Below are 24,794 nucleotides of genomic sequence, written 5' to 3'. Positions count from 1 at the left end.
CGTGCGAGCGTAGGGGTGGCTGCCCTGCCTGACAATGCCCCGCGCACGATTCACGGATGGAACCCCGAGCTGAGAGGAGCCGGTGGTGGGCCCCGAAAAGGGGATGCTCCGGTTCCGCATAACATGACCCGGCGTACGCCGGATGGCGTAGGCCGGCGGGAGCACCCGCTCCGGGGCGGGGCCCCGGCAGCACAGAGCATGAGGAGCAGGACCATGGCGGGCTTCGGGTGGAAGCTGCACGGCGACGGCAAGAGCCTCGCACCCGGCGAAGTCGTCAAACCGGGCGAGCGGCTCACCTGGGGGCGCACCGCGGGACTCGGCGCCCAGCACGTGGTTTCCATGATCGGCGCCTGTTTCGTCGCGCCGGTCCTGATGGGCCTGGATCCCAACCTCGCCGTGATGGCCTCCGGCGTGGCCACCGTCTTCTTTCTGCTCGCCACCCGCGGCCGCATCCCGAGCTACCTCGGCAGCAGCCTGTCCTTCGTCGGGGTGGCCGCGGTCATCAAGACACAGGGCGGCGACATCGCCACGCTCACCGGAGCCCTGCTGGTCGTCGGCGCGTTGCTCTTCCTGTGCGGAGCGGCCGTCCGGGCGCTCGGCGCGCGCATCATCCACGCGGTGCTGCCGCCTGCCGTCACCGGCGCCGTCGTCATGCTGATCGGCTTCAACCTGGCTCCGGTGACAGCGGGGACCTACTGGCCGCAGGACCAGTGGACCGCGCTGCTCACCATGCTCTTCACCGGTTTCGCCCTGGTGGTGCTCCGCGGTTTCTGGTCCCGGGTGGCGATCTTCCTCGGGCTGGTCTTCGGCTATGGGATCTCCTGGCTCTTCGACCGGATCTTCGGCCGGATCCACTCGGCCACCGGGGCGGGGCCCGCCACCGACCACTGGCGGCTCGACCTCTCCGGAGTGAGCCATGCGCAGTGGATCGGTCTTCCCTCGTTCCACGCCCCGAGCTTCTCGCTCTCGGCCGTGCTGGTGGCCCTGCCCGTCGTGGTCGCACTGATCGCCGAGAACGCCGGGCACGTCAAGGCTGTCGGTGAGATGACCGGCGATCCGCTCGACGACCGGCTCGGCGGTGCGATCATGGCCGACGGCGCGGCCACCGTTCTCTCCACCGCCGTCGGCGGCCCGGCGACCACCACGTATGCCGAGAACATCGGTGTGATGGCGGCCACCCGCATCTACTCCACCGCCGCCTACTGGTGCGCGGCCGGCTTTGCCGTCCTCTTCGGCCTCTGCCCGAAGTTCGGCGCCGTCGTCGCCGCGATTCCGGGCGGCGTACTCGGCGGGATCACGGTCATCCTCTACGGCATGATCGGGCTTCTCGGCGCCCAGATCTGGATCCGCGCCCGCGTCGACCTCGCCAATCCGCTGCATCTGGCACCCGTCGCCGCCGGTCTGATCATCGGCATCGGCAATGTGAGCCTGAAGTTCACGGACGATTTCGAGCTCAGCGGCATCGCCCTCGGCACCCTGATCGTGCTCAGCGGCTATCACGCGCTGCGAGCGCTGGCCCCGTCGCATCTGACGCGAGAGGCACCACTGCTCGACGCCGGGACCTCCTCGTACGACCAGGGGCCGCGGGAGCCGCGGTAGTTTTTGGTACGGACCTGTGCCGGAAGTGTTGACGCCTCCTCACCGCGGCCATTAAATCGAGCCGTGAACTAAGCCATGAGGTAAGCACTGGATGACAGGTGCATGACCTTCCGATGGGTCCCGACCAAGGAGTCCGGCATGTCGGCTTCAGCCCCCCACAGACGTATCCGCCCGCTCACTCTGCTCGCATCGGCCGCGCTGCTGCTCGGTAGTTGGCTGCCGCAGGCCGCGTCCGCGCATACGGCGCACTCCCCCGGTGTCGCCCCCGCCGCGGCGACCGCCACGTTCACCGATGACTTCAACGGTCCCGCGGGCAGCGCCGTCGACAGCTCCAAGTGGGGCTACGAGACCGGTGACAACGTCAACAACCACGAGCGGGAGTACTACACGAGCGGCACCCACAACGCCGCTCTGGACGGACAGGGCAACCTGGTCATCACCGCCCGCAAGGAGAACCCGGCCAACTACCAGTGCTGGTACGGCACCTGTCAGTACACCTCGGCGCGACTCTCCACGCCGACGAAGTTCACCCAGGCCTACGGCCACTTCGAGACCCGGATGAAACTCCCGCGCGGCCAGGGCATGTGGCCCGCGTTCTGGATGCTCGGCAACGACATCGGGACCGCCGGGTGGCCGAACAGCGGTGAGATCGACGTCATGGAGAACGTCGGCTTCGAACCCGGCAGCGTGCACGGCACGATCCACGGTCCCGGCTACTCCGGTTCGGGTGGCATCGGCGCCGGATACACCCTGCCGAACGGCCAGAGCTTCTCCGACGGCTTTCACACCTTCGCCGTCGACTGGGCGCCCGGCTCGATCTCCTGGTCCGTCGACGGCCAGGTCTACGAGACGCGTACACCCGCCGATCTGAACGGTAACCGCTGGGTGTTCGACCATCCCTTCTACCTCATCATGAACCTGGCCGTGGGCGGCTACTGGCCGGGCGACCCGGACGGCAACACCTCCTTCCCGCAGCAACTGGTCGTCGACTACGTCCACGTCACCACCGGCGACAGCTCGGGCGGCGGAACCGCCCACCCCATCACCGGCATCGGCGGCATGTGCGTCGACGTGGCGGGGGCGAGCAGCGCCAACGGCACCCCCATCCAGCTCCACAACTGCAACGGAAACGCCGCCCAGTCCTGGACGGCCGGCTCGGACGGGACCCTGCGCGCGCTCGGCAAGTGCCTGGACGTCACCGCGGCGGGCACCGCCAACGGCACCCCCGTGCAGCTCTACGACTGCAACGGCACCGGCGCCCAGAAATGGACCCTCACCGCCGCACACGACATCGTCAATCCGGCCGCGAACAAGTGCCTCGACGCGACCGGCAACAGCTCGGCCGACGGTACCAGGCTGCAGATCTGGGACTGCACCGGAGGCGCCAACCAGAAGTGGCGGATGGCCGGCTGAGCACCCACCGGCAGTCGGCCGCTCCGCGCCGCGGACGGCCGGCTTCCCCCGTTCTGAGGAAGTACGGGCGTCACGCCACCCGTGGGCGCCGGAGTGCTGCCAGGCTGTGCGCATGGCGAAGACGGAACGTCCCGCGACGCGAACCGGCCTCGGGGAGCCGACGGTACTCCGGGGGCCGACGGTCCTCGGTGAGCTGTCGGTCGACAGGGTGGTGGCCCGGATGCGTGCCTTCCGCGCGTCCTGGCCACCCGCGGACGGTGTCGCCGTCTTCAACCAGGTCTACCTGACGGTCACCGAGGAGCTCGGCCGGCGCATCGACGTCCGGGAGTTCGGCTGCCGCCGCTCGGCGGAAACCCTGGATGTGCTGTTCGCGGAGCGCTATCTCGCCGCGGTGGAAGCGGCGGCCGAGGGACGGCGGCCGCCCGCCTGCTGGCGGCCGCTCTTCCAGTACCGGCACCATCCGGGGGTCCGTCCGCTGCAGTTCGCACTGGCCGGGATCAACGCCCACATCGGTCATGATCTGGCGCTCGCCGTGGTGGACAGCTGTCACCTGCTCGGCTGCGACCCGGCCGAACTCGAAGGGGAATTCGACCGGGTCGGCGACGTCCTGGTGCTGCTGGAGGAACGGGTCCGCGAGGACCTGATGCCCGGCCCGGATCTCCTGGAGATCGCCGACCCCCTCACCCACCTGCTCGGGTCCTGGAGCCTGGAGCGGGCCAGGGACGCCGCCTGGTCGGCGGCGCGGATCCTCTGGGGCCTGCGCGGACTGCCCCAGCTGGCCGAGGAGTTCAGAGACCGGATGGACTCCGGGATCGGCCTTCTCGGACGGTACCTGCTCACGCCGTTGCGCTGATTTCTCCGGCCCGGTCAGTCCTCGGGCAGCTCGATCGGCGCGATGTCGTCGAAGACGTCCCCCGGCCCGGGGTTCGTCGCGTCCGCCGCCCCGCCGAACTGGGTCATCACACCCCACACGGCGTTGAGCGCTGTCTGCACGGCGCCCTCGGCCCAGCCGGCCGTCCAGGAGATGTCATCTCCGGCGAGGAAGATCCCGCGCTTGTCCTCCGGCAGCCGGTCCTGCATGAAGTGGGTGAACAACCGCCGCTGATAGCGGTAGTGACCGGGCAGGTTGGCCTTGAAGGCGCCCATGAAGTAGGGCTCGTTCTCCCAGGAGACGGTGACCGGGTTGCCGATGACATGGCGGCGGATGTCGACCTTCGGGTAGATCTCGCCCAGCGACTTGAGCATGACCTCCATCCGCTCGTTCGCGGAGAGCGGCAGCCACTTCAGGCTGTCGTCGCACCAGGTGTACGAGAGGCAGATGGTGGCGGGCTTGTCCGGCCCGTCGTCCAGCAGATACGTGCCGCGGGTCATCCGGTCGGTGAGCGTCATGCTCATGGTGTCCCGGCCGGTTTCCTCGTCCTTGTCCAGCCAGAACGGCCGGTCCACGGGCACGAACAGCTTCGACGACTCCATGTAGTGCGTGCGCTCCATCGCCGTCCAGTGGTCGATGGGGAACAGCGAGTCGTCGCAGGTGATCTTGGAGAGCAGCATCCACGACTGCGCGGTGAACACCACCGCGCGGTACGTACGGATGTCTCCGTCCGTGTCCGTCACGGTGATCCGGTTTCCCGCGGTGCGGTGCAGCCGGGTCACGGCCGGGCGCGGCTCACCGCCGTGCAGCGAGGAGAGCGAGGTGCCCCGCTCCCAGTGGACGAGCTTCTGCGGCTCGCGTGTCCAGAGCCGCAGCGGGAGCTGCTGGCTGCCGCCGACGATGCCGCGGTGATCGTCGTCCGCGCCGGTGTAGACGACGCGCAGGATCTCCAGGATCGAGTTCGGGAAGTCGGTGTCCCAGCCACCGGTACCGAAGCCGACCTGGCCGAAGATCTCCCGGTGCCGGAACGATGTGAAGGACGGGGAGTCGCAGAGGAAGCCGTAGAAGGTCTGGTTGTCGAGCTTCTCGACGAGCTGCGCCCAGATCGTGCGGATCGTGGGGATGTCGCGTTCGCGGATGGCCCGCTGCATGTCGGAGAAGTCGGCGCCGTCCTCCAGACAGGCGTTCCAGGCATGCATGACCTGGTGGTAGACGTCGGGCAGGTCGTCCACCGAAGTGGCGTAGTGCGATTCACCCTTCAGGTCGACGACGGTCGACGGGGTGTCCGCGGCGAGCGGGTTGGGGAACGGCTTGGTCTCCAGGCCCACCAGGTCGATGTAGTGCTGCAGCGCGGTGGAGCACGGCGGGAAGCGCATGGCGCCCATCTCCGCCGTCAGGCTCTCGTCACAGCCCTCGAAGCCGACGGTCCGGAGCCGGCCGCCGACCCTGTCCGCCTCGTAGACGACGGGCTTGAGACCCATCTTCATCAGCTCGTAGGCGGTGACGACGCCGGACAGGCCGCCGCCGATGACCGCGACCTCGGCGCCGTGCTCGGTCGCGGGTATCTGACCGAGACCGGCCGGATGGGCCAGGTAGTCGTCGTACGCGTACGGGAAGTCCGGTCCGAACATGGTGATCGGCGGCTCGGCCTGGGCCTCGGCGTGCTGCTCGTCGTGGACGGCGGGGGGCACCGTGGACGTCATCGGCTGAACTCTCCTACTGGCAAGGGTGGCTGGGGGCTTGCGTCCGCCGGGGAAGTACGGCGCTTCCGGGGCTTCAGACGAGCGTGGTGTACAGCTCGGGGCGGCGGTCGTTCAGATAGGTGTTCTCGGCGCGGGACGCCCGCAGGCAGCCCGGGTCGACGTCGGCGATCACCAGCTCCTCGCCCGCGCCGGCCCGCGCGCGTACGGTCCCGTCGGGCGCGGCGACGCAGCTCATGCCCGCGAAGGTGAACTCACCCTCGGTGCCGCTGCGGTTGGCGTAGGCGATGTAGAGCTGGCTCTCCCAGGCGCGGGCCGGGACGATCGTCTGCGGAACGATCTCGTACGGGCGCATCAGCGCGGTCGGCGCGAGCAGCAGTTCGGTACCCGCCAGGGCGTGCGCCCGCACGGGTTCCGGGAACTCCACGTCATAACAGATCAGCAGGCCCAGGCGCAGGCCGTCGAGGTCGGCCTGCACGACGGGCTCGTCGCCGGGCGTGAAGTAGGTGGTCTCGAAGGCGCCGAAGAGATGGGTCTTTCGGTAGTTCGCCAGCCGGGCACCGTCCGGACCGAACAGCTGCAGGGCATTGAAGACGGCGTCGCGCTCGCGTTCCGGGTAGCCGTAGCCGATGGCGAGGCCGTGTTCGGCGGCGATGGCGGCAACGGCTTCGGCGCCGGGACCGTCCGCGTGCTCGGCGCGCTCCAGGACGGTGGCACCGAGCGCGTAGCCGGTGAGATACAGCTCGTTGGTGAGCAGCAGCCGGGCGCCCTCATCGGCGGCGCGCCGGGCGGCTCCGGCCAACGCGGCCAGGGTGACCGAGGGGGTGTCGGGGACGCCGGCGGGGCCTTGGTACAGCGCGGTGCGCAGCGGCGCCATGGGACCTCTTCAGCTGAGACGGGCGGGAGGTGACACGAGGGGGGAGGAGACGTTTCGACGCTACGGGGCGGGCCCCCGGCCGGACAAGCCGCCACCGTTGCGCAGCCGAGCCGCATTCATTGCGCGTTGTGCGGCCTCCGCGTCGATTCGTTGCGCGGGCCCGCCACGACTGCCTCAGGCGGGCGCGCCGGACCCGAACCGGCGCAGCAGCGGTGAGAGCACCAGGACCGACCTCGTACGTTCCACGAACGGCTCCCCCGCGATCCGTTCCAGCACCCGCTCGAAATGGCGCATGTCGGAGGCGAAGACCTGGACCATGGCGTCCGCGTCGCCGGTGACGGTGGACGCGGAGGCTACTTCCGGGTAGCGGGAGAGGCCGCGGTGGATCGACTCGGGGGAGGTGTTCCGGCGGCAGTAGATCTCGATGAACCCCTCGGTCTTCCAGCCGAGAGCCGCCGGGTCCACCCGGACGGTGAATCCGGTGATGGCCCCCTCGGCACGCAGCCTGTCCACCCGCCGCTTGACGGCGGGCGCGGACAGGCCGACCTCCGTACCGATGTCGGCATAGGAGCGTCGCGCGTCCTGGGCGAGGGCGTGCACGATGCGCTGGTCGAGGTCGTTCATCTGTCGCACTGCGGCTGGTTCACTTCTCTGCTGGTGCCTGCGGGGCTTCCCGGGCGGGCAGGTCCTCGCGGCCGAGCCGGGACCTGCGCATCCCGTATCCGAAGTAGAACACGAGCCCGACGATCATCCAGCCTCCGAAGACCAACCAGGTGACGAGGGAGAGGCTGCCCATCATGTACACGCACAGCAGGAAGCCGATCGCCGGAAATACCGGCGCGAGCGGTACCCGGAACGTCCGGTGCATGTCCGGGCGGGTCCGGCGCAGCACGATGACCGCGACATTGACCAGGCCGAACGCGAAGAGGGTGCCGATGCTGGTGGCGTCGGCCAGCTGGCCGAGCGGAATGGCGGCGGCGAGGACGCCACAGAAGAGGGACACGACGACGGTGTTGGTGCGCGGCACGCCGGTGGGCGCGTGGACCCGGGAGAAGACCTTCGGTACGAGCCCGTCGCGGGACATCGCGAAGAGGATGCGGGTCTGCCCGTACAGCACGGTCAGCACGACACTGGCGATGGCGACCACTGCACCGGCCGCGAGCAGGACGGCCCAGAAGCTCTGACCGGTGACGTCCTTCATGATCCCGGCGAGCGCGGCCTCCGATCCCTGGAAGCCCTTCCAGGGCATCGCACCGACCGCGATGGCCGCGACCAGGACGTACAGCGCCGTGACGATCAGCAGCGAGAGCATGATCGCGCGCGGCAGGTCGCGCTTGGGGTTCTTGGCCTCCTCGCCCGCGGTGGACGCGGCGTCGAATCCGATGTACGAGAAGAACAGGGTGGCGCCGGCGGCGCTGACACCACCGATACCCAGCGGCATGAAGGGCCGGTAGTTGCCCGCCCGGATGCCGGTGAACGCGACCGCACAGAAGAGCAGCAGGGCCACGATCTTCACGCCCACCATGATGGTGTTCACCCGGGCGCTCTCCCGGGCGCCGCCCAGCAGGAAGGCCATGCAGAGCAGGACGACGAGCAGCGCCGGGAGGTTGAACACCCCGCCGTCGCCGGGCGGATTGGCGAGCGCGGCGGGAATGGTGACGCCGATGGTGCCGTCGAGCAGTTCGTTGAGGTACTGCCCCCAGCCGACGGCCACGGCCGCGACGGACACGCCGTACTCCAGGATCAGGCACCAACCGCAGACCCAGGCGACGAGTTCACCGAGCGTCGCGTACGCGTAGGAGTAGGAGGACCCGGAAACCGGGATGGTGCCCGCCAGCTCCGCGTACGACAGGGCTGAGAACAGCGCGGTGATTCCGGCGATGACGAACGAGATGACCACGGCGGGTCCGGCCTTCGGTACGGCCTCGCCGAGCACCACGAAGATGCCGGTGCCCAGAGTCGCGCCGATGCTGATCATCGTCAGCTGCCACATGCCGAGGGAGCGCCGCAGCGAGCCGCCCTGGCCCTGGCCCCCCTCGGCGACGAGGAGCTCGACCGGCTTGCGGCGCACCAGGCGGGCGCCGAAGCCGACAGGGGTCCGTTGTGGGGCGACCGCGTCCTGCGCGGCGGATGGCGCTGTGCCCTGATCCAACACTGAGGTGGCTCCTTGATCGCTGCCGGTCCGGCGACAAGGACCCGCAGCGGACACCGACCGCGCGCATGCCGATGTCGCAGGCAACCCGCAGGTGGGGGACCGCCGAGCAGGCGGTCCCCGCCACTCCACGTACTGCGCAAGACCCTACGAGGTGGGTGAGTGTGCCCGTAATGCATCAATCTTGCGCATCGGCGCACGATCGTTGCGCAGGCACGGAGCGGACGGCCGATCGTTGTCCGCCGTATCAACCGAGCCGGCCCCCGCACACCTGCGGGGGCCGGCATCGGACGGGTGGCGGGACGGTCAGCCCCAACTGGCGTGCAGCGGCATACCCTCGGCGTATCCGGCGGCGCTCTGCACGCCGACGACGGCCCGCTCGGCGAACTCCTCCAGGGAGTTGGCGCCGGCGTAGGTGCACGAGGAGCGGACGCCGGCGATGATCGAGTCGATCAGGTCCTCGACGCCCGGGCGCGCCGGGTCGAGGAACATCCGCGACGTGGAGATGCCCTCCTCGAACAGTCCCTTGCGGGCCCGGTCGTAGGCCGAGTCCTCGCTCGTTCGGTTCCGGACGGCCCGGGCCGACGCCATGCCGAACGACTCCTTGTACCAGCGGCCGTCGGCGGACTGCTGGAGATCGCCGGGCGACTCGTACGTACCGGCGAACCAGGAGCCGATCATGACGTTCGACGCACCGGCGGCCAGCGCCATGGCGACATCACGCGGGTGCCTGACACCACCGTCGGCCCAGACGTGCTTGCCGAACTTCCGTGCCTCGGTGGCACATTCGAGCACTGCGGAGAACTGCGGGCGGCCGACACCGGTCATCATCCGGGTGGTGCACATGGCACCGGGGCCCACACCGACCTTGATGATGTCGGCGCCGGCCTCGATGAGATCACGCACCCCGTCGGCGGCCACGATGTTGCCTGCCACGATCGGCACCGCGGGGTCGAGCGCACGGACCGCCTTGACGGCGGCGATCATCGACTCCTGGTGTCCGTGCGCGGTGTCCACCACGATGGTGTCGGTGCCCGCGTCGAGAAGCTGCTTGGCCTTGCCCGCGACGTCTCCGTTGATACCGACGGCGGCGGCGATGCGCAGCCTGCCCTTCGCGTCCACGGCCGGCGTGTACAGGGTGGCGCGCAGCGCGCCCTTACGGGTCAGGATGCCGGCCAGCTTGCCGTCCGCGTCGACCGCGGGGGCGTAGCGGCGGTTTGCCCCGTCGAGCCGGTTGAAGGCCTCCCGCGGGTCGATGTCCGCGTCGAGCAGCAGCAGATCCCTCGACATGACCTCGGAGAGCTGGGTGAAGCGGTCCACGCCGGCCAGGTCCTCGTCGGTGACGACCCCGACCGGCCTGCCCGCATCGTCGACGACGACTCCGGCGTTGTGCGCCCGCTTGGGCAGCAGCGACAGAGCGTCGGCCACGGTCTGGGAGGGAGCCAGCACGATCGGGGTGTCCAGCACCAGGTGCCGGGTCTTCACCCACGAGATCACCTCGGTGACGACATCGATCGGGATGTCCTGCGGAACGACGACGAGCCCGCCGCGGCGGGCGACCGTCTCCGCCATCCGCCGGCCGGCGATGGCGGTCATGTTCGCGACGACCAGCGGGATGGTGGTGCCGGTGCCGTCCGGAGCGGCGAGATCGACGGCCAGCCGGGAGCCGACCGCGGAGCGGCTCGGCACCATGAAAACGTCGTCATACGTGAGGTCGTAGGAGGGGCTCAGGCCATTGAGGAAACGCATGCTAACTCTCTCACCTGCGGTTTTACAGAATGGGCGGGCGGGAAGTCAGCGCCGTCCAGCAAGGGATCAGGCTGCGGCTCCTAGGCCATCATCGCCGATGATGCCGCGCTCTGGCGAGCCGCGCCGCTCGCTCTGGACCTTTTGACGGAGTCCCGGGCGTGGTGCTGGTGTCTTCCTCCAAGGCCCGGGAAGTGTCAGCTTCCGTCGGGGTCGGCCCGGTCCAGCGCCCGGCGCGGCCCGGGCCCCGTTTCGGTCAGCAGGATGTCGGCGGCAGCCGTGTCGGTGACCAGGCTGGTGACCAGACCGGACTTGAGCACGGCTCCGATCGCCGCGGCCTTGCGCTGGCCGCCCGCGATCGCCACCACCTCGGGGATTCGGCGCAGCCGGTCGGCCTCGACGGTGATGCACCGCTCGCCGAGGTCCCGTCCGACCCGCCGCCCCTGGGCATCGAAGAGGTGGGCGGACATCTCCGCGGCGACACCGAGCGAGGCGTAGTGCTCCCGTTCCTTGTCGCTGAGCATGTCGTGGACGGTGGAGATGCCGGGCTCCCAGGAGCCGATGGACACGGCGGCCACGGTGACCTTGTCGAAGTACTCGAAGGCGCGGGCGATCCCGGTCTGGTTGCGCAGCGCGGCGGCAGTCGCCGGGTCGGGCAGCAGCATCGGGGCGTAAATGGGGTGCGCCTCTCCCCCGGACACCTGGGCGGCGCGCCGCACGGCCTCGACGGAGCCGCGTTCGGCGGTCCCCGCGTCGTAGACACCGGTGAGCTGGACGACCGTGCAGGGCGGCAGGCTGCTCAGTGCCGCTGCCATGTGGATGGTGGACCGGCCCCAGGCCAGGCCGAGCACATCGCCCTCGGCCACCAGCTCGCCCAGCAGATCGGCCGCCACCTCACCCAGGTTCTCCGGGTCGGGCGCGTCGTCCGCTGCGTCGGCCGGGGACTCGACCACGACGGCGTGGCGCAGCCCGTAGCGCGCGCGGAGGGCGTCCGAACGCTCCGCGTCCAGTTCCGCGGGGACACGGATCTCGATCCGTACCAGATCGCGCTCGAGAGCGGTCTCCAGGACCCGTGCGACCTTGAAGCGGCTGACGCCGAACTCCTCCGCGATCTGGATCTTGGATTTGCCCTCCAGGTAGAAGCGGCGCGCCATGGCCGCCGCCTGTACCAGCTCCGCGGGTCCCATCCGCAGGGCCGGTCTGCCCGACGACATACCAGACACCGCGATCTCCTCACTGCTGTTTTGCTCCCCGGATCAACCATCCTGTCAGATCCGGCACATCTTGATCAGCCCGGAAGGGCTCCGTTCATCTGCCGGCAGCTCAGTGGCCGCATGACCAGGCCGCCGTGGCGGTGGTCTCCTTCGCCTGATGCCTCAGCATGCGGACGGCTGCCGCAGGGTCCTCCGCGCCGTACACGGCGGAGCCCGCGACGAAGACGTCCGCGCCGGCCTCCGCACACCGTTCGATGGTCGATGCGGACACCCCGCCGTCGACCTGCAGCCACAGCTCCAGTCCGTGCTTGGAGATCAGCTCACGCGTACGACGGATCTTCGGCAGCATGATGTCGAGGAAGGACTGCCCCCCGAAGCCGGGCTCCACCGTCATGATCAGCAGCATGTCGAGCTCGGGAAGCAGATCCTCGTAGGGCTCGATGGGGGTCGCCGGCTTCAGGCCCATGGAGGCGCGAGCGCCCTTCGCCCTGATCTCGCGCGCCAGTCGTACCGGGGCGGCAGCGGCCTCGGCGTGGAAGGTGACGGAGCCGGCGCCCGCCTCGACGTACTGCGGGGCCCAGCGGTCCGCGTCCTCGATCATCAGGTGGCAGTCGAGCGGGGTGTCCGTCGCCCGGCTGAGGGCTTCCACCACCGGGACGCCGAGCGTCAGGTTGGGGACGAAGTGGTTGTCCATCACGTCGACATGGAGCCAGTCGGCGCCTTCGACGGCCTTCGCTTCCTCGGCGAGGCGCGAGAAGTCGGCGGACAGGATGCTGGGGTTGATCTGCACGGCCATGCCCCAAGCCTGCCATGGACCGGCGCGGTTGCCCGCCACGGTGGGGACCGAGGTCCACGGGGATGCGTACACACCGCGCAATCCCGGCGTTTCTCGTCCCGTCGGTACACCGGAAGGCTCCGGTGTTCCTCCCTGGAGCCGGGCGGGCCGGAAGAATCAGGCCGTTCGCCGCAGCAGCGCGAGGTACATGGCGTCCGTACCGTGCAGATGCGGCCACAGCTGTACGTCGGGGCCCTCTCCCACCGCGGGCACCCCGGGCATCAGCGGCCGGACATCGATCCACTCCGCTTCGATCGGCTCGCCGCCGCGCCCCCTGAGTACGTCGTCGACCACCACCCGGGTCTCGGCGAGGTGCGGCGAGCAGGTCGCGTACCCGACGACGCCGCCGACGCGCACCGCGGCGAGTGCCTCCCGCAGCAGGCCGCGCTGCAGCGGTGCGAAGCCTTCCAGATCCTCCGGGCGCCGCCGCCAGCGCGCCTCCGGCCTGCGCCGCAGTGCGCCGAGGCCGGTGCACGGCACGTCCATCAGCACCCGGTCGAAAGAGCCGGGCAGCCACGGCGGCCGGGTGCCGTCCGCCGCGACCACCTGGTACGGGCCGGGGTTGCCGGCCAGGGTCCGCTCGACGAGACGGGCCCGGTGCGGCTGCTTCTCGGCGGCCAGCAACGAGGCACCACGCTGTGCGGCGAGCGCGGCCAACATCGCGGCCTTGCCACCGGGGCCCGCGCAGCCGTCGAGCCAGCGCTCGTCACGACCTTCCAGCGGAGCGTTGGCGAGGGCCACGGCGACCAGCTGGCTTCCCTCGTCCTGGACGCCGGCCCGGCCGTCCCGCACCGCGTCGACGGCGCCGGGTTCGCCGCCCTCCGCCAGCCGTACCGCGTACGGCGACCAGCGTCCCGGCAGCGCCGATTCCTCACCGACCGCCTCGATCAGCTCGTCCGTCGTGGCCCGTCCCGGCCGGGCGACCAGCGTCACCTCGGGCCGTTCGTTGTCCGCCTCCAGCAGGTCCTCGATGCCGGCCCGGCCGCCGCCGAGCGAGTCCCACAGCGTGGAGACGATCCAGCGGGGGTGCGAGTGCACCACGGCCAGATGGTCCTCGGCGTCCTCGTCGTAGGGCGGTGCGACCCGCTCCAGCCACCCCTCGAGGTCGTCGGCCGCGACCTTGCGCAGTACCGCGTTGACGAACTTCGACCGTCCGTCGCCGAGTACCACCCTGGCCAGCTCCACACTGGCCGAGACCGCGGCGTGCGTGGGGATGCGGGTCCCCAGCAGCTGGTGCACGCCCAGCGCCAGCACATCGAGCACCGGCGGATCGACCTGCCGCAGCGGCCGGTCGATGCACGCCGAGATGATCGCGTCGTAGGTGCCCTGCCTGCGCAGCGTGCCGTAGACCAGCTCGGTCGCCAGCGCCGCGTCCCGTCCGTCGAACTGCGGGTTCTCCCGCGCCTTCTTCAGCAGCGGCGGGAGCACGAGGTTGGCGTACGCGTCCCGGTCGTCGACCGCCCGCAGTGCCTCGAAGGCGAGGATCCGCACGGGATCCTTCTGCGGCCTGCGGTACGGCTTCGACGGGTGGTCGGTCCGGCGCTTCGACGGGTGTTTCGGCTGCTGGCCGGGGCGGCGGCGCGGCTGGTCGGTCACGTGAAAGGTGCTCCGCTGATGGTGAGAAGGGCGAACCCTGCCAGCCTACGTCCGACACCGCGGGCGCTCGCCCGCCGCAGGGGGTGTCCGCCGGGAGCTACCCGCCGAGCTGCTCCCCCGCCGCGATCCGCACCCCGCGCGCCCAGTCGGCGGCCGGCATCGGCTTCTTGCCCTGGGGCTGGACCCAGCGCAGTTCCACGGCGTGCGAGCCGGTGCCCGCGTAGACGTTGTTCTTGGCGACGGACAGCTCGCCGGGGGCGAGACCGGTGTGGTCGCCGACCGGGGTCAGACCGATCAGCTTGAGCCGTTCGCCGCGGAAGACCGTCCACGCGCCGGGCGCAGGGGTGCAGCCGCGCACCAGCCGGTCCACCCCGAGGGCCGGGGCCTTCCAGTCCACCTGGGCGTCCTCGACACTGATCTTCGGGGCCAGCGAGACACCGTCGGCCGGCTGCGGGACGGCGTGCAGGGTGCCGTCCTCGATGCCGTCCATGGTGGCGACGAGCAGTCCGGAGCCCGCGAAGGCCAGCCGGGTGAGCAGATCACCGCTGGTGTCGGTGGGGCGTACGTCCTCCGTCACCACCCCGTACACCGGGCCGGAATCGAGGCCTTCCTCGATCAGGAAGGTCGAGGCGCCGGTGACCTCGTCGCCGGAGATGATGGCATGCTGCACGGGCGCCGCCCCGCGCCAGGCGGGCAGCAGCGAGAAGTGCAGATTGACCCAGCCGCGGGGCGGGATGTCCAGGGCGCCCCTGGGCAGCAGCGCGCCGTAGGCCACGACCGGGCAGCAGTCGGGACCGATCTCGCGCAGGCGGGCCAGGAAGTCCTCGTCCCGCGGCCTGACGGGTTTCAGCACCTCGATGCCGGCCTCCTGCGCGCGCTCTGCGACGGGGCTCGCGACCAGTCTGCGACCGCGGCCCGCAGGTGCGTCGGGGCGGGTGACGACGGCGGCCACCTCGTGCCGGTCGGAAGCGATCAGGGCATCCAGTGCGGGTACGGCGACCTCGGGGGTGCCTGCGAGGACGAGCTTCATCTGAGGGCCTCTCAAGCCGGTACGGGATTCCAGCAGCGCACCAGTCCGTGACTCCTCCGCCCCGCGAACGGGGCGGCTTCTCACTCGGCTCCGCAACGCCTCATGACAGCCAAGCCCTGACCGCTGACCAGGGGCAGGGCCACAGGGTACTACGCCGCCGTCCGCTGACCGGGTGCCCGCCGGCGCCGCAGGGGCGTACGCACCACTGCGCGCCCCTCGCATATGCCCATACGCCCCCGCAGCGTGACCCCGACAGCGGGTGGCGCGTTGGTCAAGAGAGATTGACCGTAACGACAGGGGCCGCAGATGCGGCCCGATCCTTTTCAACGCCGGTTCGAGAGGCTTGTTCATGGCCGACCACGCATCCCACGACGCCCAAGCGCGGGCCAGTCTCCACCTGTTGGTGCGGGACATCGAGCGGGTCCGCCGACAGGTGGACGCACTTCGTACGCTGACCGCCCAGTTGGGCAATGTGTACCGCCCGCGCCGCTCAGGCCCTTCGGCGGGCTTCGTCGTCTACGGCAGGGCGCCCGCGCCCACCGTCCGGCTGGCCCAGGAGCTGCGGGACAGCGTCGAGACCCTGGTCACGGCCGCGGTGGACTTCGACCGTTCGCTGGGCTTCTCGTGGGACGCGGTGGGTTCGGCGCTCGGGGTCACCAAACAGGCCGTACACCGCAGGTACGGCACCCGTCGGGCCACCGCTGCGGCCACCGCGTCGGGCGGCCCGACGACCGGCTCCGGCGAGCCCGAATGCCCCGATGCGGACAGCGCACCGCTGTCCGGCTCGCCGGGGATTCCTTCCGTCCCCGCCGCACGCTCGATGCCGCCGCAGCCGGCGCCGGGCGGTCAGCCGCTGCGTGACGAGACTCGTCCCAGTGCCTTTCCGGGTCCCCGCAACGGCTGACCGGGTTTCCCCACGGACCGGCTTCAGCCGATCTCCGGCGGATCCACCCTGATCCGCACCGGGTCACCGCCCCGCGCCAGCCGGGCCGCCTGCGCTGTCTTCAGTGCCGCGGCGAGCGCCGCGCCGCTGCCGGGCGGCACCCTGATGAGAGCGCGCTGCCCCTGCTCGCCGGGTGGTGCGTCGCCCGGCCCGCGGGGCCTGCGCGCGTCCCGGACTGCCACCGGACCCAACACCTCTGCTTCCGCAGGCAGTTGCACGGTCGCCAGGAAGGCCTCCAGGGTGTCGGCCTGCCCGGACACCGCGGCCATCCGGGAGACCGGCGGGAAACCCAGCTCGGCCCGCTCGGCCAGTTCTCGCACCGCGTGTCCCACCGGGTCCCAGCGCACCAGCGCCTGGACGGGACGCAGCGTCGGCTCGGCGACGACCACCACCGTGCCGCCCTCACCCTGACCGCGCACCAGCGAGGCGGCATCGATCCAGCGTCTCAACGCCTCCTCGCCGGCCCGGAGATCGGGCCGCCCGAGCATGGCCCAGCCGTCGAGCAGAAGAGCCGCCGCATAGCCACCTTCGGCGACCGGTTCGGCGCCCGGGGTGCTGACCACCAGGGCGGGCCGGGCGTCCACGGTGTCGAGCACATGGTCACGTCCCGACGTCCGCACGGGCACGGCGGGGAACGACCGGCCCAGCTCCTCCGCCGTACGCCGGGCCCCGACGACCTGGGCCCGCAGCCCCGCGTGGCCGCACTCGGCGCAGCGCCGGCCGGTGGCATCGCGTCCGCACCAGCCGCAGTGCAACGCTTTTTCGTCCGGCGCCTCCAGCGGTCCTGAGCAGTGCGCGCACCGCGCGGGCGTCCGGCAACGCTCGCAGGCGAGGCGCGGCACATAGCCGCGCCTGGGCACCTGCACCAGGACCGGCCCGCTCTTCAGGCCTTCGCGCGCGGCCTGCCAGGCGAGGCTGGGCAACCGCGCGGCGCGGGCCGCCTCGTCCCGGGCCAGGTCCACGTCCCCCACGGTGCGCACCACGGGTGCCGCCAGCCGGACCTGCTCCCGGTCGGCGGTCAGCGGCGCGGCCCAGCCGCTCTCCACCAGTTGGGCGGCCTCCACGGTGCAACTGGTGCTGCCGAGCAGGAAGCCGCACCTGTCGTGCGCCGCCCGCAGCAGCAGCACCTCGCGGGCGTGCGGCAGCGGGGCGTGCGGCTCGCTGTGGCTGGAGTCCCCGTCCTCCCAGATGACGACCAGGCCGAGATCGCGGACCGGCGCGAACATCGCGGCGCGGGTGCCCACCACGGCGCGCACCGCTCCGCGCCGCACCGCGAGCCACTGCCGGTACCGCTTCTCGGGGCCTGCCTCGGCGGTGAGCAGGGCGTGCCGGCCGGCCCCCAGCGCCTCGGTGAGAGCCGCGTCCACCCGCGCCGCCGTCCGTCCGTCGGGGACCACCACCAGCGCCCCGCGTCCGGATGCCAGTGCGGCCCGGACGGCGCTCGCCAGTTCCTGCGGCCAGTGCGGCCCCGGCAGCGCCGTCCACACGGCGCGCGGCGCCCCGCCCGACGCCAGCGCCTGCAGGAACGCCGGCCCCTGCGGATAGCGGCCCCAGGTCCCCGGCTCCGGCGGCGCGGGTGCCTCCAGCGGCTCCGGGGACGGCCGGCCTTCGGCGCGGGCGTTCCGCGGTGGCACGGCCAGTTGCAGTACGTCGGCGAGGCTGCCCGCGTAGCGGTCGGCGACCGCCCGGGCGAGACCCAGCAGTTCGGGGCTGAGCACCGGCTCCGGCGACACCACTGCGGCGAGCGCGGCAAGCGGCCCCGAGTAGTCGGAATCGGAGCGCCGTTCGACGAGGAAGCCGTCGATCAGTCCGCCGCCCTCCCGCCGGCCGTCCCGAACGTTGCGGTTGCCCGCGCCGAAGCGCACCCGCACCCGCACACCGGGCTGGGCGGCCTCGTCGAGCTCTTCCGGCACCGCGTAGTCGAAGAATTGGTCGAGGTGGAGCACGCCCTTGTTCACCACGACCCGCGCCACCGGACGTTCCCTGGCGAGCGCGGCCCCTCGCCAGGTCCTCGGCTTGGCCCGGGGCACCTTGGCCGTCCGCACGGTCTCCCGGATGAGCGCGAGCTGCTCCGGAGGCGCGGCCGGCCGCGGTTCCGGGTTCGGTTCGTTCTCGCTGCTCACAGCCAAATTCCTACCAGACACCACTGACAGACCGGCCCCACTGACCTCGCGGGCCCGGTGGGCAGACGAACGGAGCCCCGGACCGTCGGGTCCGGGGCCGTGCCGCTCGAGTGCTCCGGAGTCGGTGCTCCGGGGTCGGTACTACAGGAGACCGGTGGCCTTACGGAGTGCGTCCACCCGGTCGGTGCGCTCCCAGGTGAAGTCGGGGAGCTCGCGGCCGAAGTGCCCGTAGGCCGCCGTCTGGGCGTAGATCGGCCGGAGCAGGTCGAGGTCGCGGATGATCGCGGCCGGGCGCAGGTCGAAGACCTCGCCGATGGCCTGCTCGATCTTCTCGACGTCGACCGCGGCGGTGCCGAAGGTCTCGACGAACAGACCGACCGGCTCGGCCTTGCCGATCGCGTAGGCGACCTGGACCTCGCAGCGCGAGGCGAGACCCGCGGCCACCACGTTCTTGGCGACCCAGCGCATCGCGTACGCCGCGGAACGGTCCACCTTCGACGGGTCCTTGCCCGAGAAGGCGCCGCCGCCGTGCCGGGCCATGCCGCCGTAGGTGTCGATGATGATCTTGCGGCCGGTCAGGCCGGCGTCGCCCATCGGGCCGCCGATCTCGAAGCGACCCGTCGGGTTGACCAGCAGCCGGTAGCCCTCGGTGTCCAGCTTGATGCCGTCCTCGATGAGCTGGTTGAGGACGTGCTCGACGACGAACTCACGGATGTCGGGAGTGAGCAGCGACTCCAGATCGATGTCGCTCGCGTGCTGCGAGGAGACGACGACCGTGTCGAGGCGCAGCGCTTTGTCACCGTCGTACTCGATGGTGACCTGGGTCTTGCCGTCGGGGCGCAGGTAAGGGATGGTGCCGTTCTTGCGCACCTCGGACAGCCGGCGCGAAAGCCGGTGGGCCAAGTCGATCGGCAGCGGCATGAGCTCGGGCGTCTCGTCGCACGCGTAACCGAACATCAGGCCCTGGTCGCCGGCGCCCTGCTTGTCGAGCTCGTCCTCATCGCCCTCGACCCGCTTCTCGTAGGCGGTGTCGACGCCCTGGGCGATGTCCGGGGACTGCGCGCCGATGGACACCGAGACGCCGCAGGAGGCGCCGTCGAAGCCCTTCTTCGAGGAGTCGTAGCCGATGTCGAGGATCTTGTCGCGCACGAGCTGTGCGATCGGCGCGTAAGCCTTGGTGGTGACCTCACCGGCCACATGCACCTGGCCTGTGGTGATCAAGGTCTCCACGGCGACACGGGAGGTCGGGTCCTCACGCAGCAGTGCGTCGAGAATCGTGTCGCTGATCTGGTCAGCGATCTTGTCGGGGTGGCCCTCGGTGACGGACTCCGAGGTGAACAGACGACGGGACACAACGCTCCCTGGGGTTGCAGCGGCTGCTGGCTGATCATGGATGGAACGGCCGGGGGCTGCGCCCGACTCGTTCCGCGACCAGTTTATCGGTCAGCCCCGGCCGGTGGGCCACGTGTCTCGACACGTGGGAGCCCTGTGACCCGGGCAGTGCTCCTTCCGGTACGGCCGGTACCCCGGTTTCCGGGGGTGTACGGCGTGCTGTGTCAGGTTTCACCATCGGGTGGAACGACACAAGAATTTCATCCGAGTCGAGGTATCACCAGATCCCAGACCGTGTCGGCGAGAGCGGCCTTCGGGCCGTGCGGCACCGGGGTCTCGCCTCCTTCGGCGTCCAGGACGACCGCTTCGTTCTCCTCGGAGCCGAAAGTCCTGCGCTCCCCCACCTCGTTCACCACCAGCAGGTCGCAGCCTTTGCGCTGCAGCTTCCGCCGGCCGTTGGCGAGGACATCATCGGTCTCGGCGGCGAATCCCACGATGATCTGCCCGGGCGTGGCGCGCTCGGCGGAGATCTCCGCCAGGATGTCCGGGTTTCGGACCAGGCCGATCGGCGCGGGCTCCTGGTCATCCTTCTTCTTGATCTTTCCCTGGGCGTAGGCCGCAGGACGGAAATCGGCGACGGCCGCGGCCATGACCACCGCGTCGGCGTCGGCCGCGGCCTTGCCGACGGCCTCCCGCAACTGCTGGGCGGTGCCGACGTGCACCACGTCCGCGCCTGCCGGATCCGGCAGGCCGGTGTTGGCCTCGATCAGCGTCACTCGCGCGCCGCGGGCCACGGCCGTACGGGCGAGGGCGTAGCCCTGCTTTCCGGAGGAACGGTTCCCCAGATAGCGCACCGGGTCGAGCGGCTCCCGGGTGCCGCCGGCGCTGACCACGACATGGCGGCCCGCGAGGTCCGGTCCGGTGATGCCACGGGCGAGTACCCGCCGGCAGACCTCGAAGATCTCATCGGGGTCCGGCAGCCGGCCCTTGCCGGTGTCGACACCGGTGAGCCGGCCGACGGCGGGCTCGATCACCACGGCGCCGCGGCGGCGCAAGGTGGCCACGTTCTCCTGAGTGGCCGGGTGCTCCCACATCTCGGTGTGCATGGCCGGGGCGAAGACCACCGGACAGCGTGCGGTGAGCAGGGTGTTGGTCAGCAGGTCGTCGGCCAGGCCGTGGGCCGCCCGGGCGAGCAGGTCGGCGGTGGCCGGAGCGACCACCACGAGGTCGGCGTGCTGGCCGATCCGTACGTGCGGCACTTCCTGCACATCGGTCCACACGTCGGTCGACACCGGGTGACCGGAGAGCGCCGACCAGGTCGCGGCGCCGACGAAGTGGAGCGCCGACGCCGTCGGTACGACGCGTACGTCATGGCCCGACTCGGTCAGCCGGCGCAGCACCTCGCACGCCTTGTACGCGGCGATGCCCCCGCTGACCCCCAGAACGACCTTCGGCCTGTCCGCCACGTCCATGCCTCTCCCCGGCTTCCGCTTCGGATTCGTACCCCCATGACACACCACAGGCCCGGCAGTCGCGCTGCCGGGCCTGTGGTGAAGAGAATGGTGACGAAATTCTCGCCGTCTGCGTTACTGCGCGGGGCCCTCGATGGCCTCGGAGGTCAGCAGACCCGCGTTGATCTCGCGGAGCGCGATCGAGAGGGGCTTCTCGTGGACGTGAGTGTCCACCAGCGGACCGACGTACTCGAGCAGGCCTTCGCCCAGCTGCGAGTAGTACGCGTTGATCTGGCGCGCGCGCTTGGCGGCGTAGATCACGAGGCTGTACTTCGAGTCGGTTGCCTCGAGCAGCTCATCAATCGGCGGGTTGATGATGCCCTCGGGCGTGGTGATGGAAGAGGACACTCTCTGCCTTCCGATGGAGTGAAAATCAAAGAACCTTCACCAAGGCTAGCAGCTCGCGGGCCACATCCTCGACGGAGGTATTGACAAGGGTGGTACCGAACTCCGCGTCGGCGGCCAGTTCGATCTTGGCGGCGTCCAGCCGGCGCTCGATGACTTCGGGCGCCTCGGTGCCGCGGCCGGTGAGCCGGCGGACCAGCTCGTCCCAGCTCGGCGGAGCCAGGAACACCAGCTGGGCCTCGGGCATCGACTCCCGCACCAACCGGGCACCCTGGAGATCGATCTCCAGGAGTACCGGCTCGCCGGCCTCCAGGCGCTCAAGTACGGCGCGGCGCGGCGTGCCGTACCTGTTGCCCGCGAACTCGGCCCACTCCAGCAGTTCGCCGTTGGCGACGAGCTTGTCGAACTCGCCGTCGTCCACGAAGAAGTACTGGACACCGTGGCGCTCCCCGGGGCGCGGCTTGCGGGTCGTCGCCGACACCGAGAGCCATACCTCGGGATGAACCTTGCGCAGGTGCGCGACGACCGTGCTCTTGCCGACCCCGGAGGGGCCGGAGAGCACGGTCAGCCGCGGACAGGGGTCCGGGGATACGGGGGTCGTCCCCCGGGGTGTTACAGCCATGCGGCGATTATTCCAGCTTCCCAGGGGTGCCTGGGACGGCAGAGCCTGTCGGGTGACCCCCGGTCCGGCGCCCGAACCCTGGCACGCACTCACCCAAGGCCTTCAAAAGGCCAGGGGGACGCCCATTGAGGACGCTCCGGCGCCTTGCGATCGCGCTCGGCCTCCGAAGGATCGAATGAAGAGCCGAGACGGAGAGAGCGAAGCGAACGCAGTGCGCCAGGGCCCGTTCACCTGGCAACCGGCAGTCACCCGACGGAATCAGGCAGCGCCGCCACCGAACTCGCGCTCCAAGGAGGCGATCTGGTTGGAGCCGAGACCACGCACCCGGCGGCTCTCGGAGATGCCGAGCCGCTCCATGATCTGCTTGGCACGGACCTTGCCCACGCCAGGCAGGGACTCAAGGAGAGCGGAGACCTTCATCTTCCCGATGACGCCGTTCTCCTGGCCCTGCTTGATGACCTCGTGGAGGGAGGCACCGGAGTGCTTGAGTCGATTCTTGACCTCGGCCCGCTCCCGGCGAGCCGCGGCGGCCTTTTCGAGCGCGGCTGCGCGCTGTTCAGGGGTAAGGGGCGGAAGAGCCACGCCTACGTCACCTCGGATGTCGAACTGTCGGATACGGACCGGTGCGGAACGTGATCGCTCCACACCTGATGAGCGGCGTTGCAAGGAAATTGCTTGTCCGCTCTCGACGGAGACTAGCGGCCAGGACCGCTCCAGTCAGCGAGAACAGACGAAAAGTCCTGGTCAGCTGAGACTCGGGCCGACATTTAGGGCATAACCACCCGGTTTTCGGCCCTCCGGGCACCGGCTGGCTGATTCTGTGCGCTGCCGTCCGAGGTTTCAGCTGTCATCCGTCTCGGACCTCGGACACTCCTCAGCCGGCGACCGCGGTGCGCACCTCGTCGGTGAGGCGGGCGGCCGAATCGCGCAGACCGGCGAGATCCGGACCATGGCGCAGCACCCCCCGGCTGACGCTGGGCAGTACATTGCCGACCGCCGAGCCGAAGACGGCAGGCAGGTCGGCCGGCGTGGCTCCCTGAGCCCCGATGCCCGGGGCGAGCAGCGGACCGTTGATGTCCAGCCGCACCCCGGCGTCGCCGAGCGTGGCGCCGACGACGGCGCCGACCGAGCCGAGCGGGGCGACGCCCTCGTTCTCGGCCGCCGCCCGGTCGAGCATCAGCTGGGCCACCGCTCGCCCGTCGGCCGCGACGGACCGCTGGACTTCGGCGCCCTCGGGGTTGGAGGTCAACGCGAGCACGAAGACGCCGGAGCCGCTGATGACGGCCGCGTCCAGCGCCGGACGGAGCGAGCCGAAGCCGAGGTACGGCGAGACGGTGACGGCGTCCGAGAAGAGCGGTGAGTCCTTCTCCAGGTAGGTCGCCGCGTAGGCCCCCATGGTGGAGCCGATGTCTCCGCGTTTGGCGTCCATCAGTACCAGGGCACCCGCCGCGCGCGCCTCGGCGACGGCGGTCTCCAGCACGGCGATCCCGCGCGAGCCGAAGCGCTCGAAGAAGGCGGACTGCGGCTTGAGTACGGCGACCCGGTCGGCCAGTGCCTCGACGACCGTGCGGGTGAAGCGCTCCAGGCCCGCGACGTCGTCGCCCAGGCCCCAGGCGGTGAGCAGGGAGGCGTGCGGGTCGATGCCCACGCAGAGCGGACCGCGGGTGTCCATGGCACGGCGCAGACGGGCGCCGAAGGGTTCGGGCAGATTCATCGGGTGGCCTTCCGGTGCTCGGCGCCGACGGCGTCGGCGAGGGTGGCGTACGGGCTGGCCCGGAGCCGGGCGGCAAGTCCCTTGTGGATCGCGCGGCTCCAGAAGGGGCCCCGGTAGATGAAGGCGCTGTATCCCTGGACGAGGGTCGCACCGGCGAGGATGCGCTGCCAGGCGTCCTCCGCGCTCTCCACTCCGCCGACCCCGATGAGGGTGAGGTCGTCGCCCACCCGGCCGTACAGGCGGCGCAGGACCTCCAGCGAGCGTTCCTTGAGCGGCGCACCCGAGAGGCCGCCGGTCTCCTTGACGAGCGCCGGGTGCGACCGCAGGCCGAGGCCGTCGCGGGCGATGGTGGTGTTGGTGGCGATGATGCCCTCGAGGCCGAGTTCGACGGCCAGGTCGGCGACGGCGTCCACGTCCTCGTCGGCCAGGTCGGGAGCGATCTTCACCAGGAGCGGTACGTGCCGGGAGGGCACCGCGCGGTCCGCCGCCGCGCGGACCGCCGTGAGCAGGGGGCGGAGCGCCTCGGTGGCCTGCAGGTTCCGCAGCCCCGGGGTGTTCGGGGACGAGACGTTCACCACGAGGTAGTCGGCGTGCCCGGCCAGCCGCTCGGCCGAAGCGACGTAGTCGGCTACGGCTTCCTCCTCGGGGACCACCTTGGTTTTGCCGATGTTGACGCCGACGGTGGTACGGAACACGGCCTTCCGGGCCGCCAACCGGGCCGCTACGGCCGCGGAGCCCTCATTGTTGAAGCCCATGCGGTTGACGAGCGCACGGTCCTGCACAAGGCGGAAGAGGCGCTTCCTGGGGTTGCCCGGCTGCGGCTGGGCGGTGACCGTACCGACCTCGATGTGGTCGAAGCCGAGCATGGCCATGCCGTCGATGGCGACCGCGTTCTTGTCGAAACCCGCGGCGAGCCCGAACGGGCCGTGCATCCGCAGGCCGAAGGCCTCGGTACGCAGCTCCTCGTACCGGGGAGCCAGGGCAGCCGCCGCGAAGGTGCGCAGTACCGGGACGCGGGCAGCGAAACGGATCCAGCGGAAGGCCAGGTGGTGCGCCTGCTCCGGGTCCATCCGCTTGAAGACCAGAGTGAAGAAGAGTTTGTACATCAGGTTTTTCCTCATGAAGACCGGGCTCATGAAGAGGGGGACACCGTGTCCGGTGTCCCCCTCGT

General features: G+C 70.6%; 21 protein-coding genes. 4 read left to right on the top strand and 17 right to left on the bottom strand.

From position 1 onward, the window contains the following. Positions 1-213 precede the first annotated feature (213 nt). The 3 genes from AB0M87_RS20210 to AB0M87_RS20200 all read left to right on the top strand — a co-directional run bounded on the left by AB0M87_RS20210 (position 214) and on the right by AB0M87_RS20200 (position 3,865). Positions 214-1,599 carry a solute carrier family 23 protein gene (locus AB0M87_RS20210; RefSeq protein WP_365854710.1) on the top strand — a complete coding sequence of 462 codons (1,386 nt, stop codon included), beginning with the start codon at positions 214-216 and terminating at the stop codon, positions 1,597-1,599. Positions 1,600-1,737: 138 nt separating this feature from the next. Next, entirely contained in the window at positions 1,738-3,012 is a 1,275-nt protein-coding gene (locus AB0M87_RS20205) for a family 16 glycosylhydrolase (RefSeq protein WP_365854708.1), read from the top strand. A gap of 112 nt (positions 3,013-3,124) precedes the next feature. Next, positions 3,125-3,865, top strand: coding sequence for a DUF5995 family protein (locus AB0M87_RS20200; protein WP_365854706.1), 741 nt, complete (start codon positions 3,125-3,127; stop codon positions 3,863-3,865). 14 nt (positions 3,866-3,879) lie between these two features. Here the strand turns inward: AB0M87_RS20200 and AB0M87_RS20195 are convergent, their stop codons facing one another. The 9 genes from AB0M87_RS20195 to fmt all read right to left on the bottom strand — a co-directional run bounded on the left by AB0M87_RS20195 (position 3,880) and on the right by fmt (position 15,033). Continuing rightward, positions 3,880-5,586: an NAD(P)/FAD-dependent oxidoreductase gene (locus AB0M87_RS20195; protein ID WP_365854704.1), complete on the bottom strand. Its 1,707-nt coding sequence runs from the start codon at positions 5,584-5,586 to the stop codon at positions 3,880-3,882. A gap of 73 nt (positions 5,587-5,659) precedes the next feature. Continuing rightward, positions 5,660-6,460, bottom strand: coding sequence for a carbon-nitrogen hydrolase family protein (locus AB0M87_RS20190; RefSeq protein WP_365854702.1), 801 nt, complete (start codon positions 6,458-6,460; stop codon positions 5,660-5,662). 174 nt (positions 6,461-6,634) lie between these two features. Continuing rightward, positions 6,635-7,084, bottom strand: coding sequence for an Lrp/AsnC family transcriptional regulator (locus AB0M87_RS20185; protein WP_365854830.1), 450 nt, complete (start codon positions 7,082-7,084; stop codon positions 6,635-6,637). A 19-nt stretch (positions 7,085-7,103) separates the two neighbouring features. Further along, positions 7,104-8,531 (bottom strand): amino acid permease, encoded by a 1,428-nt coding sequence (locus AB0M87_RS20180; protein WP_365854828.1) that lies wholly within the window; start codon positions 8,529-8,531, stop codon positions 7,104-7,106. 387 nt (positions 8,532-8,918) lie between these two features. Further along, positions 8,919-10,361: a GuaB1 family IMP dehydrogenase-related protein gene (locus AB0M87_RS20175; RefSeq protein ID WP_365854700.1), complete on the bottom strand. Its 1,443-nt coding sequence runs from the start codon at positions 10,359-10,361 to the stop codon at positions 8,919-8,921. A 194-nt stretch (positions 10,362-10,555) separates the two neighbouring features. Then, complete coding sequence (locus AB0M87_RS20170) at positions 10,556-11,572, bottom strand: sugar-binding domain-containing protein (RefSeq protein ID WP_365854825.1); 1,017 nt, start codon at positions 11,570-11,572, stop codon at positions 10,556-10,558. 109 nt (positions 11,573-11,681) lie between these two features. Then, a complete protein-coding gene (gene rpe / locus AB0M87_RS20165; RefSeq protein ID WP_365854698.1) occupies positions 11,682-12,368 on the bottom strand; it encodes a ribulose-phosphate 3-epimerase in 687 nt (228 codons plus the stop codon). 156 nt (positions 12,369-12,524) lie between these two features. Next, positions 12,525-13,898 carry a transcription antitermination factor NusB gene (locus AB0M87_RS20160; protein ID WP_365854823.1) on the bottom strand — a complete coding sequence of 458 codons (1,374 nt, stop codon included), beginning with the start codon at positions 13,896-13,898 and terminating at the stop codon, positions 12,525-12,527. A 202-nt stretch (positions 13,899-14,100) separates the two neighbouring features. Beyond that, positions 14,101-15,033 carry a methionyl-tRNA formyltransferase gene (gene fmt, locus AB0M87_RS20155; RefSeq protein ID WP_365854696.1) on the bottom strand — a complete coding sequence of 311 codons (933 nt, stop codon included), beginning with the start codon at positions 15,031-15,033 and terminating at the stop codon, positions 14,101-14,103. 349 nt (positions 15,034-15,382) lie between these two features. On the opposite strand from fmt, the gene AB0M87_RS20150 reads away from it, so the two are divergent. Further along, entirely contained in the window at positions 15,383-15,937 is a 555-nt protein-coding gene (locus AB0M87_RS20150) for a hypothetical protein (RefSeq protein ID WP_365854693.1), read from the top strand. 23 nt (positions 15,938-15,960) lie between these two features. Here the strand turns inward: AB0M87_RS20150 and AB0M87_RS20145 are convergent, their stop codons facing one another. From AB0M87_RS20145 to AB0M87_RS20110, 8 genes are all read right to left on the bottom strand, one after another. After that, positions 15,961-18,099, bottom strand: coding sequence for a primosomal protein N' (locus AB0M87_RS20145; protein WP_365854691.1), 2,139 nt, complete (start codon positions 18,097-18,099; stop codon positions 15,961-15,963). A gap of 141 nt (positions 18,100-18,240) precedes the next feature. Then, entirely contained in the window at positions 18,241-19,452 is a 1,212-nt protein-coding gene (gene metK / locus AB0M87_RS20140; protein WP_365854689.1) for a methionine adenosyltransferase, read from the bottom strand. Between the two features lie 239 nt (positions 19,453-19,691). Then, entirely contained in the window at positions 19,692-20,903 is a 1,212-nt protein-coding gene (coaBC, locus tag AB0M87_RS20135; RefSeq protein ID WP_365854687.1) for a bifunctional phosphopantothenoylcysteine decarboxylase/phosphopantothenate--cysteine ligase CoaBC, read from the bottom strand. Positions 20,904-21,017: 114 nt separating this feature from the next. Continuing rightward, the gene (gene rpoZ / locus AB0M87_RS20130; protein ID WP_003970369.1) at positions 21,018-21,290 is read right to left on the bottom strand and encodes a DNA-directed RNA polymerase subunit omega; all 273 of its coding nucleotides are present in this window, start codon (positions 21,288-21,290) and stop codon (positions 21,018-21,020) included. A 25-nt stretch (positions 21,291-21,315) separates the two neighbouring features. Further along, on the bottom strand, positions 21,316-21,909 hold the full coding sequence (gmk, locus tag AB0M87_RS20125; protein WP_365854685.1) for a guanylate kinase: 594 nt from the start codon (positions 21,907-21,909) through the stop codon (positions 21,316-21,318). Positions 21,910-22,167: 258 nt separating this feature from the next. Then, positions 22,168-22,491, bottom strand: a complete 324-nt coding sequence (locus AB0M87_RS20120; protein WP_266858973.1) for an integration host factor — start codon at positions 22,489-22,491, stop codon at positions 22,168-22,170. A gap of 292 nt (positions 22,492-22,783) precedes the next feature. Beyond that, positions 22,784-23,623 (bottom strand): orotidine-5'-phosphate decarboxylase, encoded by an 840-nt coding sequence (gene pyrF, locus AB0M87_RS20115; RefSeq protein ID WP_365854683.1) that lies wholly within the window; start codon positions 23,621-23,623, stop codon positions 22,784-22,786. After that, a complete protein-coding gene (locus AB0M87_RS20110; protein ID WP_365854681.1) occupies positions 23,620-24,729 on the bottom strand; it encodes a quinone-dependent dihydroorotate dehydrogenase in 1,110 nt (369 codons plus the stop codon). The genes pyrF and AB0M87_RS20110 overlap by 4 nt, the downstream gene beginning before the upstream one ends. Positions 24,730-24,794 lie beyond the last annotated feature (65 nt).

Source organism: Streptomyces sp. NPDC051320, assembly GCF_040682175.1.
Lineage (GTDB): Bacteria > Actinomycetota > Actinomycetes > Streptomycetales > Streptomycetaceae > Streptomyces.
The sequence above is the reverse complement of the archived record's forward strand: the minus strand, read 5'-3'. Positions and strand labels throughout refer to the sequence as shown.

What these genes read in the sequence shown, in the direction of transcription:
- AB0M87_RS20210 (WP_365854710.1), top strand. Translation starts at nt 214, where the DNA reads ATGGCGGGCTTCGGGTGGAAGCTGCACGGCGACGGCAAGAGCCTCGCA.
- AB0M87_RS20205 (WP_365854708.1), top strand. Translation starts at nt 1,738, where the DNA reads ATGTCGGCTTCAGCCCCCCACAGACGTATCCGCCCGCTCACTCTGCTC.
- AB0M87_RS20200 (WP_365854706.1), top strand. Translation starts at nt 3,125, where the DNA reads ATGGCGAAGACGGAACGTCCCGCGACGCGAACCGGCCTCGGGGAGCCG.
- AB0M87_RS20195 (WP_365854704.1), bottom strand. Translation starts at nt 5,586, where the DNA reads ATGACGTCCACGGTGCCCCCCGCCGTCCACGACGAGCAGCACGCCGAG.
- AB0M87_RS20190 (WP_365854702.1), bottom strand. Translation starts at nt 6,460, where the DNA reads ATGGCGCCGCTGCGCACCGCGCTGTACCAAGGCCCCGCCGGCGTCCCC.
- AB0M87_RS20185 (WP_365854830.1), bottom strand. Translation starts at nt 7,084, where the DNA reads ATGAACGACCTCGACCAGCGCATCGTGCACGCCCTCGCCCAGGACGCG.
- AB0M87_RS20175 (WP_365854700.1), bottom strand. Translation starts at nt 10,361, where the DNA reads ATGCGTTTCCTCAATGGCCTGAGCCCCTCCTACGACCTCACGTATGAC.
- AB0M87_RS20170 (WP_365854825.1), bottom strand. Translation starts at nt 11,572, where the DNA reads ATGTCGTCGGGCAGACCGGCCCTGCGGATGGGACCCGCGGAGCTGGTA.
- rpe (WP_365854698.1), bottom strand. Translation starts at nt 12,368, where the DNA reads ATGGCCGTGCAGATCAACCCCAGCATCCTGTCCGCCGACTTCTCGCGC.
- fmt (WP_365854696.1), bottom strand. Translation starts at nt 15,033, where the DNA reads ATGAAGCTCGTCCTCGCAGGCACCCCCGAGGTCGCCGTACCCGCACTG.
- AB0M87_RS20150 (WP_365854693.1), top strand. Translation starts at nt 15,383, where the DNA reads ATGGCCGACCACGCATCCCACGACGCCCAAGCGCGGGCCAGTCTCCAC.
- coaBC (WP_365854687.1), bottom strand. Translation starts at nt 20,903, where the DNA reads ATGGACGTGGCGGACAGGCCGAAGGTCGTTCTGGGGGTCAGCGGGGGC.
- gmk (WP_365854685.1), bottom strand. Translation starts at nt 21,909, where the DNA reads ATGGCTGTAACACCCCGGGGGACGACCCCCGTATCCCCGGACCCCTGT.
- pyrF (WP_365854683.1), bottom strand. Translation starts at nt 23,623, where the DNA reads ATGAATCTGCCCGAACCCTTCGGCGCCCGTCTGCGCCGTGCCATGGAC.
- AB0M87_RS20110 (WP_365854681.1), bottom strand. Translation starts at nt 24,729, where the DNA reads ATGTACAAACTCTTCTTCACTCTGGTCTTCAAGCGGATGGACCCGGAG.